11 protein-coding genes are annotated in these 17,847 nt (G+C 70.0%); 5 read left to right on the top strand and 6 right to left on the bottom strand.

Translation table 11 applies throughout. The annotated features are described in order from the left end of the window. Positions 1-117: 117 nt before the first annotated feature. On the bottom strand, positions 118-1,944 hold the full coding sequence (locus tag AC1P0E_RS21680) for a phosphoenolpyruvate carboxykinase (GTP) (protein WP_482743789.1): 1,827 nt from the start codon (positions 1,942-1,944) through the stop codon (positions 118-120). Positions 1,945-2,167: 223 nt separating this feature from the next. Here AC1P0E_RS21680 and trhA point away from each other — a divergent pair, with 223 nt between their 5' ends. Next, entirely contained in the window at positions 2,168-2,878 is a 711-nt protein-coding gene (gene trhA / locus AC1P0E_RS21675) for a PAQR family membrane homeostasis protein TrhA (RefSeq protein WP_482743788.1), read from the top strand. A 323-nt stretch (positions 2,879-3,201) separates the two neighbouring features. Continuing rightward, positions 3,202-3,831, top strand: coding sequence for a TetR/AcrR family transcriptional regulator (locus AC1P0E_RS21670; RefSeq protein WP_482743787.1), 630 nt, complete (start codon positions 3,202-3,204; stop codon positions 3,829-3,831). A 109-nt stretch (positions 3,832-3,940) separates the two neighbouring features. Here AC1P0E_RS21670 and AC1P0E_RS21665 read toward each other — a convergent pair whose 3' ends face one another. Then, positions 3,941-6,382: a galactose oxidase early set domain-containing protein gene (locus AC1P0E_RS21665; RefSeq protein ID WP_482743786.1), complete on the bottom strand. Its 2,442-nt coding sequence runs from the start codon at positions 6,380-6,382 to the stop codon at positions 3,941-3,943. After that, positions 6,379-7,866, bottom strand: a complete 1,488-nt coding sequence (locus AC1P0E_RS21660; RefSeq protein ID WP_482743785.1) for an ArnT family glycosyltransferase — start codon at positions 7,864-7,866, stop codon at positions 6,379-6,381. Before AC1P0E_RS21660 ends, AC1P0E_RS21665 begins: the two co-directional genes overlap by 4 nt. Before the next feature lie 424 nt (positions 7,867-8,290). On the opposite strand from AC1P0E_RS21660, the gene AC1P0E_RS21655 reads away from it, so the two are divergent. Beyond that, positions 8,291-9,505: a glycosyltransferase gene (locus tag AC1P0E_RS21655; RefSeq protein WP_482743784.1), complete on the top strand. Its 1,215-nt coding sequence runs from the start codon at positions 8,291-8,293 to the stop codon at positions 9,503-9,505. Then, on the top strand, positions 9,502-10,680 hold the full coding sequence (locus AC1P0E_RS21650; protein ID WP_482743783.1) for a glycosyltransferase: 1,179 nt from the start codon (positions 9,502-9,504) through the stop codon (positions 10,678-10,680). The genes AC1P0E_RS21655 and AC1P0E_RS21650 overlap by 4 nt, the downstream gene beginning before the upstream one ends. A 232-nt stretch (positions 10,681-10,912) precedes the next feature. On the opposite strand, the gene AC1P0E_RS21645 is transcribed toward AC1P0E_RS21650, so the two are convergent. After that, the gene (locus AC1P0E_RS21645) at positions 10,913-12,934 is read right to left on the bottom strand and encodes a thioredoxin domain-containing protein (protein ID WP_482743782.1); all 2,022 of its coding nucleotides are present in this window, start codon (positions 12,932-12,934) and stop codon (positions 10,913-10,915) included. A 209-nt stretch (positions 12,935-13,143) separates the two neighbouring features. On the opposite strand from AC1P0E_RS21645, the gene AC1P0E_RS21640 reads away from it, so the two are divergent. Continuing rightward, a complete protein-coding gene (locus AC1P0E_RS21640) occupies positions 13,144-16,368 on the top strand; it encodes a tetratricopeptide repeat protein (RefSeq protein WP_482743781.1) in 3,225 nt (1,074 codons plus the stop codon). Between the two features lie 274 nt (positions 16,369-16,642). Here AC1P0E_RS21640 and AC1P0E_RS21635 read toward each other — a convergent pair whose 3' ends face one another. Both AC1P0E_RS21635 and mca read right to left on the bottom strand, forming a co-directional pair. Further along, complete coding sequence (locus AC1P0E_RS21635) at positions 16,643-16,957, bottom strand: hypothetical protein (RefSeq protein ID WP_482743780.1); 315 nt, start codon at positions 16,955-16,957, stop codon at positions 16,643-16,645. After that, a complete protein-coding gene (gene mca / locus AC1P0E_RS21630; protein ID WP_482743779.1) occupies positions 16,950-17,831 on the bottom strand; it encodes a mycothiol conjugate amidase Mca in 882 nt (293 codons plus the stop codon). Before mca ends, AC1P0E_RS21635 begins: the two co-directional genes overlap by 8 nt. Positions 17,832-17,847: the final 16 nt, after the last annotated feature.

Raw genomic sequence — 17,847 nt, 5'->3', positions numbered from 1 at the left:
GAACAACCCCCGAAGCCGTGAGGGGGCTTCGGGGGTTGTGCCGCGGCGGGCCGGTGACCCCACAGGTCAGGGCGGATGTCAGGAAGGCCCGGCCGCGGAGTTCAGCGGTGCGAGGGATCAGCCCAGGCGCTCGACGAGCGCGCGGTACTCGTCCCACAGTTCCTTCGGGGTGTGGTCGCCGAAGGTGTTGAGGTGCTCGGGGACCAGAGCGGCCTCCTCGCGCCAGACCTCCTTGTCGACCGTCAGCAGGAAGTCCAGCTCGGCCTCGGAGAGGTCCAGGCCCTCGGTGTCCAGGGAGCCCTTGGCCGGCAGGATGCCGATGGGGGTCTCGACGCCCTCGGCCTTGCCCTCCAGCCGCTCGACGATCCACTTGAGCACACGGCTGTTCTCACCGAAGCCGGGCCACACGAACTTGCCCGCGTCGTTCTTGCGGAACCAGTTGACGTAGTAGATCTTCGGCAGCTTGGACTGATCGGCCTTGTCCGCGCCGACCTTGACCCAGTGGCCCATGTAGTCGCCCATGTTGTAGCCGCAGAACGGCAGCATGGCGAACGGGTCGCGGCGCAGCTCACCGACCTTGCCCTCGGCGGCGGCGGTCTTCTCGGAGGCGACGTTCGCACCGAGGAAGACACCGTGCTGCCAGTTGAAGGACTCGGTGACCAGCGGCACGGCGGTGGCGCGGCGGCCACCGAAGAGGATCGCCGAGATCGGTACGCCCTTGGGGTCCTCCCACTCGGGCGCGATGATCGGGCACTGACCGGCCGGGACGGTGAAGCGCGCGTTGGGGTGGGCGGCGGGGGTGCCGGACTCGGGGGTCCAGTCGTTGCCCTTCCAGTCCGTGAGGTGCGCGGGCTCCTCGTCGGTCATGCCCTCCCACCACACGTCGTTGTCGTCCGTGAGCGCGACGTTCGTGAAGACGGAGTTGCCCCACATGGTCTTCATGGCGTTGGCGTTGGTGTGCTCGCCGGTGCCGGGCGCGACGCCGAAGAAACCGGCCTCGGGGTTGATCGCGTACAGCTGGCCGTCCTCACCGAACCGCATCCAGGCGATGTCGTCGCCGATCGTCTCGACGGTCCAGCCGGAGATCGTGGGCTCCAGCATGGCGAGGTTGGTCTTGCCGCAGGCGGACGGGAAGGCGGCGGCGACGTACTTCGACTCACCCTTCGGCGGGGTGAGCTTGAGGATCAGCATGTGCTCGGCCAGCCAGCCCTCGTCGCGCGCCATGACGGACGCGATGCGCAGGGCGTAGCACTTCTTGCCGAGCAGGGCGTTGCCGCCGTAGCCCGAGCCGTAGGACCAGATCTCGCGGTCCTCGGGGAAGTGCGAGATGTACTTCGTGGAGTTGCACGGCCACGGGACGTCGGCCTCGCCCTCGGCGAGCGGTGCGCCGAGGGTGTGGACGGCCTTGACGAAGAAGCCGTCGGTGCCGAGTTCGTCGAGGACGGCCTGGCCCATCCGGGTCATGGTGCGCATCGAAACGGCGACGTACGCCGAGTCCGTGATCTCGACGCCGATGGCGGAGAGCGGCGAGCCGACCGGGCCCATGCAGAACGGGACGACGTACATGGTGCGGCCGCGCATCGAGCCGCGGAAGACGCCCTTCTCGCCGGTGAAGATGTCGCGCATCTCCGCCGGGGCCTTCCAGTGGTTCGTCGGGCCCGCGTCCTCCTCCTTCTCGGAGCAGATGAAGGTGCGGTCCTCGACGCGCGCGACGTCACTGGGGTCGGAGGCGGCGTAGTAGGAGTTCGGGCGCTTGACGGGATCCAGCTTCTTGAACGTGCCCTTGGCGACGAGCTCCTCGGCGAGCCTCTCGTACTCGACCTCCGAGCCGTCGCACCAGACGACCTGGTCCGGCTCGGTGAGGGCTGCGATCTCGTCGACCCAGGAGATCAGCTCCTGGTGGTTCGTCGGAAGGGTGGTGGGAGCCGCGTTCTCGCGCGCCACGGTTGCTCCTAAGTGAGGGTGTTTTGTAGATGTATGCCCCGTGGGGGCCGCGACCCGGATGCTTCACGACGTTGATTCGTTGGCGCTCATCCGGTGCCGACCGCACTCATCTGATGATCCGCGTAGCGCGCCCATATGTCCAGGGGGCCTCTCACGTGAGCATCGCCACTCATCGCGCCCCTACCTGTGCGTAACCTACGGTCGCGTAGCTAGGATTGTGCGCATGACCTCCGCCGACTCCGATCAGCTCACGAATCCAGACGGCCCCGGGCGCGGGCCTGTCGAGATCGACCTGCCGATTCCGGTCAAACCGAAGCTGCGCGGCTGGTTGCACGCCGGGATGTTCCCCGCCGTGCTCGTCGCCGGCCTGGTGCTCATCGCCCTCGCGGACTCCACCCGCGCCCGGGTGGCCTGCGGGATCTACGCCGTGACCGCGTGTCTGCTCTTCGGCATCAGCGCGATCTATCACCGTGGCACCTGGGGTCCGCGCGGCGAAGCCATCCTGCGCAGACTCGACCACGCCAACATCTTCTTGATCATCGCGGGCACCTACACCCCTCTCACCATGCTCCTGCTGCCCGCCTCCACCGGCCGCACCCTGCTGTGGGCGGTCTGGGCGGCAGCGATCGCGGGGATCGCCTTCCGGGTCTTCTGGGTCGGCGCCCCGCGCTGGCTCTACACCCCCTGCTACATCGCGATGGGCTGGGCCGCGGTCTTCTTCCTCCCCGACTTCATGCGCGCGGGCGGCATCGCCGTACTGGTCCTGGTGATCGTCGGCGGGCTGCTCTACAGCGCCGGCGGTGTGATCTACGGCCTCAAGCGCCCCAACCCGTCACCGCGGTGGTTCGGGTTCCACGAGGTGTTCCACTCGCTGACGCTCGCCGCCTTCATCGCCCACTATGTGGGCATCTCGCTGGTGGCCTATTCGGCCTGACGGCCCACCGGCCGCCCTCCCCTCTTTCGACTGTTCCACCCGCGGTGGCCGTGGCTTCGAAGCCACGGCCACCTGCCGTGCCACGACCGCGACCGCGGCCAGCACCACCCCGAGCACGGCCGCCCCGCCGCCCACCAGAAAACTCGCGACACACAACGCCGCCACGACGACGGCCAGCGCGTTGACGATTCCCCGCATCCCGGCTCCCCCTTCCGCACGCCAGTCCGCTTTTTCACGGACCGTACATCTACCCCACACACATCGTGACACGCGTTACTGACAGCCGGAAGGAGCGTCAGGGACGATGCCCGACAATGGCGGGCATGGCCGCCGACATCCCGCATCCCCTCGCCGACACAGCGCCGCCCCGCCGACCGGGTCTGCGTGAGCGCAAGAAGCTCAAGACCCGGATCGCGATCCGCACCGCGACCTACCGGCTGATCGCCGAGCAGGGGTACGAGGCCACCACCGTCGAGCAGATCGCCGATGCCGCCGAGGTCTCGCCCTCGACCGTCTTCCGTTACTTCCCGGCCAAGGAAGACATCGTCATCACCGACGAGTACGACCCGCTGATGGAATCGGCCCTGCGCGCCCGCCCGGCCGACGAACCGCTCGTCGAATCGCTGCGCAACGTGGTCACGCAGGCCCTGCGCCACTCCCTGGCCCACGAGCCCGAGGAGATGCTGCTGCGTTCGAAGCTGCTGACGGAAGTACCCGCCGTACGTGCCCGCATGATGGAGAGCATGTCCGTCACCGGCCGCATGCTGTGCCAGGTCGTCGCCGAGCGGACGGGGCGGCGCGCGGACGAGCTCGAAGTACGGGTCGTCTCGATGGGCTTTGTCGCCGCCCTGATGGAGACGACCGTGTACTGGGCCGAGCGCGGCAGGCAGGACGATCTGATCGCCCTCGTCGACCGCACGCTGGACACCCTCGACGACGGCTTCCGGCTGTGAGGGCTTTGAAGGATGTGAAGGCTTTGACGACTCTGACCGCTGTGGACAGGCCGGTGGCCAGGACCGCCTGAGGTCCTGGCCACCGGGGTCTGCCGGGTGGGTCACGGTGTCAGCGCCTGCGGAAATCTCCCTTCCCGCACGCCTTGCCGTCCTTGTTGCGGTCCAGGCCGTGCCGGTCGCGCCGCACGTCCAGCACGCCGTACCCCTTGGACTTCAGCCACTCGCACCGGTCGGCCGCCGGCACCTTCTTCGGGAACTTCCACGGCACGCAGGTGCTGACCTCGCCGTACGCGTGGTCACAGCCGTCGTAACCCTCGGGCATCTTCACGCCCGGTTTCCTCTTCTGCTTCCCGTGGTCCCCGTGCCCCGGCGCCTTCGGCGCCGCCGCCAGTTCGTCGGCGTAACTCTGCACGCGCTCCGCCGCGACCTGCCCCTGCGGGCCGATCCGCACCCACTTCGACACCGAGGGCACGCCCTTCACGTCGACGACCGACAGCATGTACCAGCCGGGCGGCGCCATGTTGGGGTTGCTGGTGAGGCTGAGGTCGATGGTGTTGCCGTCGACCGTCATCGGCAGGTCGACAAGGCGCTGGTTCGGGTCGGACGAGTGGGTGACGGCGGCCGGGCGGATCAGGGAAGCCTTCACCACCGGCTTGTCGACCGTGATGCGCTGCGCCGATCCGTACGCCCACTTCTGCGAGGTCACCGAGGTGATCTTCGGGCGGGCGCCCTTGAAGAGGTACGGCGGCTTGTAGATCGACACCCGCTGCTCGAAGGAACCGTCACCCGGGTTGTCACCGACGCTCAGCACCCGGCCGTCAGGCAGCAGGGTGGATGAGGAGTGGTACGTACGCGGGACGGGGTCGGCGGCGAGTCCCGGCTCGAACGTGTTCGTCGCCGGGTCGTACATCGACGCCTCGAAGACCGGGTCCTCGCGGTACGTGTGCAGCGCGCCGCCCGTCTCCATGACCTTGCCGTCCGGCAGGATCACCGCCGACAGATAGACCTTGCCCTCGGCGCCCTTCTGGAAGGTGCCGTCCTTGTACTTGCCCTGCGGCAGGTCGGGTCCGGCGACGTACTCGGGAGAAGGCGCCTTCAGATCGATCAGGTCGACCAGCCGGTGCGCGTCGGGCGAGACGGTGTGGTTGCCGCCGCCGGCCGTCAGCACCTTCTGGTCCTGGGCGGGAGGCAGCAGCAGCGACGCGGACTGGTCGCGCTCGTCCTTCTTCCGCAGCCCGGGTACGTCGGTGATGGTGCCCTTCTCGTAGTCGTAGACGGAGGCTCCGGTGCCGGGCAGGCCGATGCCGAAGGTGTGGCTGCCGCTGTAGAAGAGGCGCCCGTCCTGAAGCAGGATCATCGCCGGGTACAGGCCCCAGAAGGACCAGGCCTGCTTGGCCTCGCCCATCGGGAGCCACTTGTTCTGGGCGTAACTGAAGTGCTCGTTGACGACTGTCCCGGCCGCGTCCTCACCCAGGCCCCCGAGCGAGACGACGTCACCGTTGCCCATCGCCGTCGCCGACGGGTACCAGTGGCCCGCCAGCATGTCGTTGACCTTGATGTATTTGTTGACCTTCGGATCGAAGACGTAACTGCTCTTCAGCCCCTTGTAGCCGACCGTCCCGTCCGCCGACGCGTAGTCCTTGTTTCCGCCGACCACCAGCACCCGCCCGTCCGGCAGTTGGACATGTCCGGCGCAGAAGAAGTCCTCGGGTGTCGGGATGTCCGTGTACTTGCCGGTCACCGGGTCGAAGACCGAGGACTTGAAGGTGCCGGCGGCGAAGGCGTCACGGTCGTTGCCGGAGCCCGCGATCAGCAGCACCTTTCCGGTGTGCAGCAGTACGGAGTGGATGGCGCGCACCGGCGAGGGCGCGGTCTGTACGGTCCACTCGCCCTTGCACTCCGGGCCCTTGCCCTCGCACGGGTCGACGGGCGGCTCGGGCACCACGGTCGCGTCGACCATCGCGTAGTCGTCGGTGGTGAGCGAGCCGACGCCGTAGAGAGCCGCGCCCCAGGTGATCTGGTCGGTGTTCGCGGGAACGACCGGTGTACGGACCTCGGTCCGGGCGTACGTTCCGCTCTGCGGCAGGGTGTTGAGGTCGGCCCAGAAGACCCAGCCGGCGGTCTTGTCGTGCCGGAAGAGCGTCATGGCCACATCGGGCGACGTCGACTTGTACCAGAGGGACAGGTCGTACTGATGGCCCTCGGCGACCTGGGGCGCGCACTCGTTCTCCAGCATCATCGCCTTGCGGTCGCCGTCGGTGCGGCGGGTGAGGTCGATGCGCAGGGCCCGGTCACCGGCGTGTGCGTCGTCCGTCACCGTGTACGTGAAGTCGTTGTCGCCCCACCCGGACTTCTCGAAGCACTCGGGGAACTCGCCCTGCGTGTCGAGGGTTTCGAGTCCCGGGTTGGATATCAGGTTCGGTGCCGCGCTGGCCGGGCGGGCGTCGAGCGGCGCCAGCCCGAACCCTGCCGCAAGCAGTGCGAACGCGGTGAGGAACAGGCGCTTCCTGCCGCGCCTGGTTCTGCCTTCGCTTCTTCTGTACGGAGTCATCCCTCCCCCTCCTGGAGCTCCTTGGCCCTGTCGACCTGGTCGACCTGGTCGACCTTGAGAATGTCGATCCGGCCGTCTCCCTCCCCGAAGCTCGCGACCGGCTCGCTGTGCTCGAACAGGTCCCGCAGCGTGGGCAGATTGTGCTGTTCACCGCGCAGGGCGGGCGTGGACACGACGTAGTCGATGTCCTTCCAGCCGCGCGGCAGCGTCTTGGCGACCGCGGGGTCCTGGTCGAGCTTGTAGTGCCAGATGGCACCGGTGCCCGGCCGGTATCCGGCCTCGACGGCGTCCAGCCACAGCACGCCATCCGTGACGATGCGGGTACGTTCACGATCGGCGACCGGCGCCTCGCGCAGCCAGCGGGCGGCCGCGTGGTAGACGCCGTTGTCGTCACCGCGCACGGTGTCCCGGTCCTCGCGGTACCAGTGCGGGGCCACGAAGACGGCGGCGACGGCCAGCAGGGCGGTGACCGCTGCCGGGCGCATCGCGCGGTGGCGGGACGGGACCAGGGCGATCACCGCGCAGCCGAGCCCCGTCACGGCGAGCGCGAGGAAGGGCAGCAGCTGGGCGACGTACATCTGCGGCAGATAGCCGCCGGGGCGCAGCGCGACCAGGGCCAGCACCAGGACGGCGAGGGCGACGGGCCGCAGGCGGCGTACGGCGAGGGCGATCACGGCGGCCGCGCAGCCGGCGGTCAGCAGGTAGGGGTCGCGCGAGAACCAGTCCAGGATGAGGGTGTTGGCGTCGGTGCCGTCCTCGAAGACGGAGCCGCTGCCCTCGCGCCCGCCGAGCTGGAACTTGAGCGTGCCGATGAGCGAGACGTGGCCGGCGCCCGGCACCAGCTCGCCCTTGAGCGTCGCGTACAGCGGATAGAAGAGGCCCGTGAGGACGAGTCCCGAGCCGAAGCCGGCGAAGGAGAACTTCCGCGTCCTGGGGTGGCTGCCGTGCCACAGCGTCACCAGGACGACCGGCAGCAGCACCGCGATCGTCTCCTTGGACAGGATCGCGAGGGCGAAGGCGCTGCCGGCGGCGATGTGGTGCCACAGGTGTCGGCGCGGTGAGAGGGCGAGCGCGAAGGCGGCCAGCGCCCAGACGACCGCGAAGTTGTCGAGATATATCTGCCGGTGCAGCGTCACGGCGAGCGGAGAGAACCCGTACAGCAGCATCGCGAACGCGGCGGCCGGGCGGCCGAGTCCGATGCGGCGGCCCACGACGAAGACGAGGGCGGCGCCCGCGGCGACGACGGGCAGCATGGCGATGCGGCCCTGGACGAACGTCGGCAGCTCGGGGAAGAGCCAGCCGGGCAGCCAGGAAAGGCCCGCGAGCTGGATCCAGCCGAACGGCGGATGGTCGTACCAGTAGGTGTAATGGGCGAGGTCACCGTTCTGTACGGCCCATGCCTGAGCCAGATAAGTGCCCTCGTCGTCATTCGGGAACGGGAAATTGCCAATGTTCCACGCCCGTACGGAAACGATCAGAATCAATAGCGGGGCCACCCAGACGAAATCTCTGAGAAACGTTGATCTGCCCGGCGATTCCGGAGCTTTCCGAGATGTGGACGCGGCGTGACGAGGCCGTAATTCCGGACCGCTGCGGGTATTGGCGCGCAGCACAGCATTGCTCATGCAGATCCCCCCACCCTGAAGGCCCCCCTGGCCTGCAGCTCCCGCGATCCGACCCCCCGGATCCGGGCATGCCGCAGCAGCATGGCACACACCGGGCATGCCACATAAGAAGAATCTGGCATTCCGTTTGTGCTGGCGACGTGTGGCCCAGGCGTCATTGCCGGGCAAAACATTGACCTGCTAGCTTCCCCGGCGGGGAGAGAAAAACGGAACGGAACATCCAGGAAGACCTAGGGGGGAATTCATGGTCTCCGCTGTCCTTTTATTGGACTCGCTCATACTCATGGCCACCGCCGGCGTCACGCTCTGGTGGATGGTCCACGCCTGGCGCACACCAGAGACATTGGCAGCCACCGCCTTCGCCGAACCCGACGGGCACCACGGCGTGTCCTTCTCGCTGCTCGTCCCGGCCCGGCACGAGGAAACCGTGCTGCGGCACACGGTCGAGAACATGCTGAAGATCGACCATCCCGCCTTCGAGATCGTACTGATCGTCGGCCACGACGACCCGGGCACGGCAGCCATAGCGCACCAACTGGCCGCCGAGCACCCGCACATGATCCAGACCGTCGTGGACCACCACGAGTCCAAGAACAAGCCGCGCGCTCTCAACACCGCGCTCCCGTACGCCAAGGGCGACGTCGTCGGCGTCTTCGACGCGGAGGACATCGTCCACCCCGAGCTGCTCAGCCACGTCGACTTCGCCTTCCGGCGCGACGACGCGGACGTGGTGCAGGGCGGCGTACAGCTCGTCAACTTCGACACCAGCTGGTACAGCCTGCGCAACTGCCTGGAGTACTTCTTCTGGTTCCGCAGCCGGCTGCACCTGCACGCCCGCAAGGGCTTCATCCCGCTCGGCGGCAACACCGTCTTCGTCCGGGCCGCGCTGCTGCGCGAGACCGGCGGCTGGGACGGCGACTGTCTCGCCGAGGACTGCGACCTGGGCGTACGGCTTTCCTCACGCGGCGCCAAGGTCGTCGTCGCGTACCACGCCGCGCTCGTCACCCGTGAGGAGACACCCGACACGCTCCTCGCCCTCTACAAGCAGCGCACCCGCTGGAACCAGGGCTTCCTGCAAGTCCTCAGGAAGGGCGAGTGGCGACGCCTCCCGGGCCGGCGCCAGCGCCTCCTCGCCCGTTACACCCTCTCCACGCCCTTCCTCCAGGCCGCCACCGGCATCATGATCCCAGTGGGTCTGCTGCTGGCCTGGGTGGGCGGCGTGTCCCTTCCGATCGCGCTGGTCGCCTGGCTCCCGATGGTCCCGATGGCCGCGATGATGGTTTTCGAGGCCGTCGCGCTGCACGACTTCGGCCGCGAGTACGGTTTCCGGATCGGTCCGTGGCAGTACGTGAAGCTGACGATCGGAGGCCCGGTGTACGCCGTCGTACTCGCGGCGGCCGCGCTGCGCGCCGTCTGGCGCGAGTACACGGGGCGCAGGGACTGGGAACTGACGTCCCACATCGGCGCCCACCTGGAGCCCCGGCAGGAGGCACGGTGACGGCGGAACCGCTGAACGTTTCCATCGTCGTACCCACCTTCAACGAGGCGGACAACATCCGGGAGTTGCTGCACCGCATCGGCGCGGCGGTCGCCTCGGCCGGCATCACCGCCGAGGTGATCTTCGCCGACGACTCGACGGACCACACGTGCGAGGTCATCGAGGAGGCGGCGCTCTCCACTCCGCTTCCTGTCACCCTCCACCACAGGGCGGTTCCGACGGGCGGCCTCGGCGGCGCGGTCGTCGAGGGGATCGGCCGCTCCACCGCCCCCTGGATCGTCGTCATCGACGCCGACCTCCAGCACCCGCCGGAGCTGGTGCCCGAGCTGATCGGGCGGGGCGGGGCGACCGGCGCGGAGCTCGTCGTCGCCAGCCGGTACGCGGCGGGCGGCAGCCGGTCGGGGCTGTCGGGCGGCTACCGGATGCTGGTCTCGGGCGCGTCGACGGTAGTCACGAAGTCCCTCTTCCCACGGGCGCTGCGCGGTCTGACCGACCCGATGAGCGGCTTCTTCGCGATCCGCCGGGAGGCGGTGCAGCGGGCAGCCACCGGGGAGGACGGCCTCCAGCCGCTCGGCTACAAGATCCTGCTGGAACTGGCGGTACGGTGCCGCCCGCGCGGGATCGCGGAAGTCCCCTACGCCTTCGGGGAGCGGCACGCGGGCGAGTCCAAGTCGACCGTGAAGGAGGGCCTGCGCTTCCTGCGTCACCTGGTGACGCTGCGGACGTCGGACCCGCGGGCCCGGGTCGCGGTCTTCGGCCTGATCGGCCTCTCCGGGTTCATCCCGAACCTGGCGCTGCTGTGGCTGCTCAACGGGCCGGGCGGCATGCACTACGCCCCGGCCGAGATCATCGCCAACCAGGCGGGCCTCCTCTGGAACTTCGTCCTGGTCGACTCGCTCCTCTACCGCCTGCGACGGGGCCACCACCGCAGGTCGATGCGCCTGCTCACCTTCGCGGCGGTGGGCAACGCGGACCTGGTCGCCCGCCTGCCGCTGGCGGCCCTGTTCATCGGCTGGGGCGGCCTCGCCCCCGTCCCCGCGACGGCGGCCGCCATGGTCGTGGTCTTCGCGGGCCGCTTCCTGCTGGTCGACCGCTGGCTCTACCGCCGCCGAGGCGACCGCGCCATGCCGGAACCGGTCCGGATCGAGTCCCCGCTTCCCGATCCGACGCCCTGAGGCGGGCGGGGGCGGGCGGGGACTTCTATTCCCCTACCCGCCCCTTCCCGAACCGGGGCTCCGCCCCAGACCCCGGTCCTCAAACGCCGGACGCGGCACACCGGCACCCCGGGCGAAAGGCGCCGCAAGTGGAACACCGAGCGCGGCAAAATCCAGCCCGTCCGGCGTTTGAGGACACGCCCGGAGGGCGTCCGGGGTCTGGGGCTCCGCCCCAGTTGTGGGGGCCGCGGGGCTAGCGGACGGCCTCGCCGAGCCGCTCCCTCAGCACCACCGGTTCCAGCGTCGGCGCATCGCACACAAAGTGCCGGCACACATACGCGCCCGCACCCCGGTCCGCCAGCAGCGGAAACTCCTCGCTGCCCACCTCGCCCACCGCGACCACCGCCCCCGGCGCCCCGCTCAGCAGCGCGATCCGGTGCAGTTCCTTCGTCAGCGGGTCGTCGCCCGCGCCCAACACCGCCACCTCGCGCGGCCCGTCCAGTGCCGCCTCGGCCACCGCCAGACCCCACCCGATGAACCGCGGCGCACGAGGCCCGAGCGTCTTCACCACACCCAAGGCCCTCTCCGCCGCGCTCCGATGCGCCTCGGAGCCCGTATGCGCGGCGTACGAAAGCAGCGCACCGGCCGCGGCCGTCCACCCCGAAGGGGTCGCGTTGTCCGTCGGGTCCTGCGGCCGCCGGATCAGCTTCTCGGCGTCGTGAGCCGTGTCGTACAGCGTCCCGCCCTCACCCACGAACTGGTCGAGCACGATGTCCAACAGGAACCCCGAGAACTCCAGCCAGACGCCCTCCCCCGACACCGCCGCCAGCGCGAGAAATCCTTCCGCCACATTGGCGTAGTCCTCCAGGACCCCCGCGTTCGCCCCGACGTGCCCGTCCTTGGACGTACGGGCAAGCCGCGCCCCCTCGTCCATGTGCACCCGCACCAGCAGATCGGCGGCCTCGGTCGCCCGCTCCACCAGGTCCGGCCGGTCGAAGTACGCCCCGGTCTCGGCCAGCGCGGCGATCGCGAGCCCGTTCCAGGAGGCCACGATCTTGTCGTCACGCCCCGGCCGCTCCCGCCCGGCGCGCGCCGCGAGCAGCCGCGCCCGGACATCGGCCACCCGCGCCGCATCAGCCTCGCCCTCCCCCACCGGGAGCTGGAGCACGGACGCCCCTTCCTCGAACGTCCCCTCCTGAGTCACCCCGAAAAGCCCGGCGGCGAACGCCGCGTCCTGCTCCCCGAGCACCTCACGCAGCTGCTCCGGAGTCCATACGTAGTAAGCGCCCTCGACATGCCTGCCCGTGCCGTCGTCGCTGTCCGCATCGAGCGCGGACGCGAATCCGCCTTCCTGCGTACGCAGTTCGCTCACCAGGAAGTCCGCGGTCTCCAGCGCCACCCGCCGCGCGAGCTCCGATCCGGTGGCCCGCCACAGATGGGCGTACACCCGGCACAGCAGCGCATTGTCGTACAACATCTTCTCGAAGTGGGGTACGACCCATTCGCGGTCGACCGAGTACCGCGCGAACCCCCCGGCAAGCTGGTCGTAAATCCCCCCGCGTGCCATCGCTTCACCCGTGTCCACGGCCATTTGCAGGGCCCCCTCGGACCCCGTACGCGCGTAATGCCGCAGCAGGAACTCCAACACCATGGACGGCGGGAACTTCGGCGCCCCGCCGAATCCGGCGCGCGTGGCGTCGTAATCCCGCGTCAGCGCGAGCAACGCCTGCGCGAGCTCCTCCTCGCCCGGCATCTCCGGCGCCCCGTACGAGAGCGAGCGCCCGCTCAGGTCCCGGACGATCTTGCCAGCCACCTCGGTGACTTCGTCCCGCCGCCCCACCCAGGCGGCACTGACCCCCTCCAGCACCTGCCGGAAGGACGGCATCCCGTGCCGGGGCTCGGGCGGGAAGTAGGTACCGAAGTAGAAGGGCGCGGCGTCGGCGGTCAGAAAGACGGTCATGGGCCAGCCGCCCTGCCCGGTGGCCGCCTGCACTGCCTCCATGTAGACCGCGTCGACGTCCGGCCGCTCCTCGCGGTCGACCTTGACGTTGACGAAGTGCTCATTGAGGTACTCGGCGGTCGGCTCGTCCTCGAAGGACTCGTGAGCCATGACATGGCACCAGTGGCAGCTCGAATACCCGACGCTGAGCAGCACAGGCACGCCCCGCCTTCGCGCCTCCTCGAACGCGTCGGCCGACCACGGCCACCAGTCGACCGGGTTGTCGGCGTGCTGGAGCAGGTACGGAGACGTCTCATGAGCCAGGCGATTCGGCATACTCCCATCCTGCCTCACGACGTCGGATCAGCCCGTCCGGCGCCCGGCTCCGGCGCGCTGTCCAGGGCGTGCATGACGACCTCGTCAGGTATTCGAGTACTCGTCCGGCAACCGCTGCAACGCGCGATCCCGGGGCCGGTCACTCTCGCGCTGACGCGCGTCAAGCAGGACACTTGTCCCGCAATCGTTGCTGTCGGAGGGGGACGCACATGCGGGACAGCCACCGGGTGGAAGCCGAGCGGCTGTTGGTACGGGCCGTCGAGGAGCAGGCGCGGCGGTCGGGTGGACGGGTGGATGCCAACGCACTGCTGGTGCGGGGGCGGGCCGCCATGGAGACGATGGCGGCCGGGGCGGAGGAGGAGTACGCCGCGTACGTCAGGGCGCTGGACGAGGCGCAGGCCGGACAGCAGTCCCTGACGGAGCGGCTCAGCGGTGCGAATCTTTCGACTCCGGCCCTGGTGGCGGCCGTTGCCGCCGTCGCGGCCTTCGGCGCGGACCTGGCCCTCGGTACGGAAGCCGGCACCGCGCTCGCCGCCGGGGCCGTCGTCGCCGTCGCCGGGGCCGCCGCCACCGTCGCCAAGGTCACCGCCTCGCACTGGCCCGCCGCCCACCGCAGGGCCGGCGCGCTGGCGCAGCCCGGTGGGGCGGAGCAGTTGAGGCTGCAGTGGCTGACGGCCCTGGAGGTGCGGGGGATACGGCCGTTCCTGGACCAGCAGCATGTGCTGCTGGCCGCGACCCGTGGGCGTACCGGTACGGCGAAGAAGGCGGCCGCCGTCGGGCAGCTGCGTGGGGCCGACCGCAGCCAGGCGGCGCGCAGACGGTCCGTACTGGAGCAGTCCTTCGGGCATCTGCCGGAGCCGGAGGGGCCGTTCGCGGGGCGGCGGGCCGCGATGAGTCAGATCGCGCAGTGGGTGCACGCGGCGCGCGCGAGCACCGAGACGCGGCCGACGGTCGTGGTGCTGCACGGCGCGCCCGGTTCGGGGCGTACGACGCTGGCCGTGCGGGCGGCGCATCACCTCAGGGACCAGTTCCGGGGCGCGTGCGTGGTGGATCTGCGCGGCGACACCGCGGATGAGACGCCGCTGTCGACCCGTGAGGCCCTGCTGCATCTGCTCAACCGGCTCGGCGCGCCGCGCGAGCAGCTGCTGTTCCGGGAGAGGTCGTCGCAGGAGCAGCAGCTGCGCAGGCTGGCCGAGCTGTACCACCAGCATCTGACCGGGCTGCCGGTGACGGTGGTGCTCGACGACGCGTCGGACGCGGCGCAGGTGCGCACTCTCGTACCGGAGCGCTCGGACAGTCTGGTGCTCGTGACGGCCCGCGAGCCGCTCGAGCTGCCTGCCGACATCCCCGCGTGGGTCCACCAGCTGCCGGTGGAGGCGCTGGATTCGGCGGGCGCGGAGGAGTTGCTGCGGGAGGTGGCGGAGGAGAAGGAGGGCCCGTACGACGCCCAGGCGGCGCACGGGATCGCCGAGCTGTGCGGCGGGCTGCCGCTGGCGCTGCGCATCGCGGGCTCCTCACTGGGCGCTCGTACCCCGCGTGTGCTGGCGACGGATCTCGCGGCGTACGGTCCGGTCGAACCGGTGGAACGGGCGCTGTGGCTGCGCTACACCGATCAGCCGGACGCGGCCCGCCGCCTGCTGCGCCGCCTCGCGCTCGCCGGACGGGCGAGCCTGGGGGCGGCAGCGGCAGCGGCGCTGCTGGCCACGGACGAGCACGAGGCGCAGCGGCTGCTGTCCGCGCTGGCGCGGGCGGGCCTCATCGACCACGTCCGGGGCAGCCGCTACCGCCTGCACGATCTCGTACGGGCCTTCGCGCAAGCGCGGCTGCTCGACGAGGAGGAGGCGGCGGACAGGGCGGCGGCGCAGGAGCGCCTGATCCGCAACTACGGCGAACTGGCCGACTCGGTGATCCGCCTGGTGGACGGAAAGACGTCGACACGCGCCGACCACTTCGGCGCCCACGGCTTCACCTCCCTCGACGCCGCCCTGCGCTGGCTGGACGACGAGTCGAGCTTCATCACGGCGGCGCTGCGCCAGGCGGAGGGCGTAGACCAGCAGGCCGTACTGAACCTCCTCGGCGCGCTGTGCGACTACTGCCTGCTGCGCGGCGACCTCTACCGCCTGGGCGAGATCAGCGAGCTGACGCAGGCCGTCGACCAGGGCTTGCTGGTGCGGTCGGTCCAGTGGCGTACGGGCATCGCGGCCCGGCAGCTCGGTGAGCTGGACAAGGCCCGTACGACACTCTCCTCGGTCGTCGACCTCTACTTCGAGGCGCAGCACGAGGCCGGCGCCGCCCGCGCCCTGTGCTCGCTCGGCATCACGCTCCACCACCAGGGCAACCTGACGGAGGCCGCGGCGAAGCTGGGCGAGGCCCTCGTACTCCAGGCGTCGGACGAGCTGGCCGCCGACCGTGCGTGGACGCTGCACGCGCTGGCGGCGGTGGAGCGCGACCGGGCGAACCTGGCCGACGCCGTCAGCCACCTCGACACGGCTCTCGTCCTGCACCGCGAGAGCGAGAGCCTGCACGGGCAGGCGTGGGCGCACTTCCAGCTCGGGCAGGTGTACCTGCGGATGGGCGACGTACCGCGCGCGGAGGAGCAGCTGCGCGAGGCGCTGGATCTGTACGGGCGTACGCGCGACGGACGCGGCGAGGCATGGGCGCTGACGCAGCTGGCCCGCGCCCGCCTGGTGGACGGCGACCCGTCCCCGGCCGTCGACCAGCTCCGCCAGGCGCTGTCCCGGCACCGCGAGGCGGAAGACGCGCGGGGCGAGGCGTGGACGCTTTACTACCTCGGGCAGGCGCTGGAGGAGCGCGGCGACACCGATCAGGCGGTGCGTGAGCTGGAGCGGGCGCGCGGGATGTTCTCGCGGATGCGGGATGTGTACGGGCTGGCCTGCGCCCGCCACCACTCGGGCCGCGTCACGCGTGATCAGCGCGCGGCTCATACGGGCAATCTCCGCAATTCCGGCTTCGCTCGTCAGCTCCTGGTCGACGCGCGCGCCGACTTCCGCCGCATCGGGGTGGCGCACGGCGAGGCGTGGACGTGCCTGGAGCTGGCCATCGTGGACGCGGGCAACAACCGCCCGGCGCAGGCGCTGGAGCTGTGCGACGAGGCGGCGCGCCTGTTCACGTCGTACGACGACCGTCGCGGCGCGGACTGGGCGCGTTTCCTGCGCTGCACGCTGCTGCCGTTCGGTTCGCCGGGGGGCTCGGAGGTCGGCACGGCGGTGGCCCAGGAGGAGCTCTACCAGCTGATCGACGCGGTCCACCCGACGCGTGACGGCAAGCTGGAGGACTGCGCGGAGGCGTACCAGCTGGTGCTGGAGCGGGGTGTGGACCTGGCGGCGGGCTGGCAGGCGTGGCGGCTGGGCATGGTGCCGAATCGGCATGCGCGGGAGGTGATGGGCGTGCCGGTGGGGGTGGCGCGGGGGTGAGGGGCGCGGTGCGGTGCGGGTTGCCTGCGGCGCTGTTCCCCTGCCCGCCCCTTCCCGCTGTGTAATTTTGCGGCTCCGCCGCGTGCTGGGGGCAAGCCCCCGGACGCCCTGCGGGCGTGTCCTCAAACGCCGGACGGGCTGGATTTGCTCGCTGAGCGGCACACTCCAGCCCCTCCGGCGTTTGAGGAGCGGGGACTGGGGCAGCGCCCCAGTTCGGGAAGGGGCGGGTAGGGGAACAAGCCCCGCAGGGCCCGCCCCACCCCCCGCCCCCGCCCTACGCGTCCTTGGAGCGATCCCCCGCCGGGTCCCCCGAGGCCGGCGCCGAAGCCGAAGCGGAACCAGCAGCGGAAGCGGAGGCGGAGGCGGAGGCGGCAGCCTTCTCCCCCTCCGCCGCCGGATCCGGCGCCTCCTCGAAGTTGACCTTCCCCATGTGGCGGTTCATCGACTTCATCAGCATCCACACGCCGACGGCCAGCGCCGCGAACACCAGGAACCCGAGAACACCCGGGGTCACCTTGTTCTTGTCGAACTTGTCCGCGGCGAGCGGCACGAACTGCGTCATTGCCAGGGTTACGTTCACATCAGGCATTGTCGCGGATGCCCGCAAACAGGTCGCTCTCGGGGAGGGATGTATCGACGAGCGACTTCGCCAGCTCGTACTCCTCCGTCGGCCAGACATCCCGCTGGATGTCCATCGGAACGCGGAACCAGCCACCGTCCGGATCGATCTGCGTCGCGTGCGCGATGAGCGCCTTGTCGCGGATCTCGAAGAAGTCCGCGCACGGAACGTACGTGGTCAGCGTCCGCTCCGCCCGCTGGAACTCCTTCCAGCGCTCCAGCCACTCCCCGTACGGCGACTCCATGCCGCGCTCGATGAGCGCCTCGTGGAGCGCGACGGTGCGCGGCCGGTTGAAGCCCTGGTTGTAGTAGAGCTTCTGCGGCTGGTAGGCCGGGCCGAACTCCGCCTCCGGGAACTCCTCGGTGTCCGCCGCGCCCTCGAAGGCCACCATCGTGATCTTGTGGGTCATGATGTGGTCGGGGTGCGGGTAGCCGCCGTTCTCGTCGTACGTCGTGATGACCTGCGGACGGAACGTACGGATGGACTTCACCAGCCGGCCCGCCGCCACGTCGACGTCCTCCAGCGCGAAGCAGCCCTGCGGCAGCGGCGGCAGCGGGTCGCCCTCCGGGAGACCCGAGTCGACGAAGCCGAGCCACTCCTGGCCGACGCCGAGGATCTCCCGGGCCTCGTCCATCTCTCTCTTACGGACTTCGTGGATGTGCTCCTCGATGTACTTGTCGCCCTGGAGCTTCGGATTGAGGATGGAACCGCGCTCGCCCCCCGTGCAGGTCACGACCAGCACGTCCACCCCCTCGGACACATACTTCGCCATGGTCGCCGCACCCTTGCTCGACTCGTCGTCGGGGTGGGCGTGAACGGCCATCAGTCGCAGCTGCTCAGTCAAGACTCGATCCTCAATG

Source organism: Streptomyces sp. TRD_SC_5 (assembly GCF_056836825.1).
The sequence above is the reverse complement of the archived record's forward strand: the minus strand, read 5'-3'. Positions and strand labels throughout refer to the sequence as shown.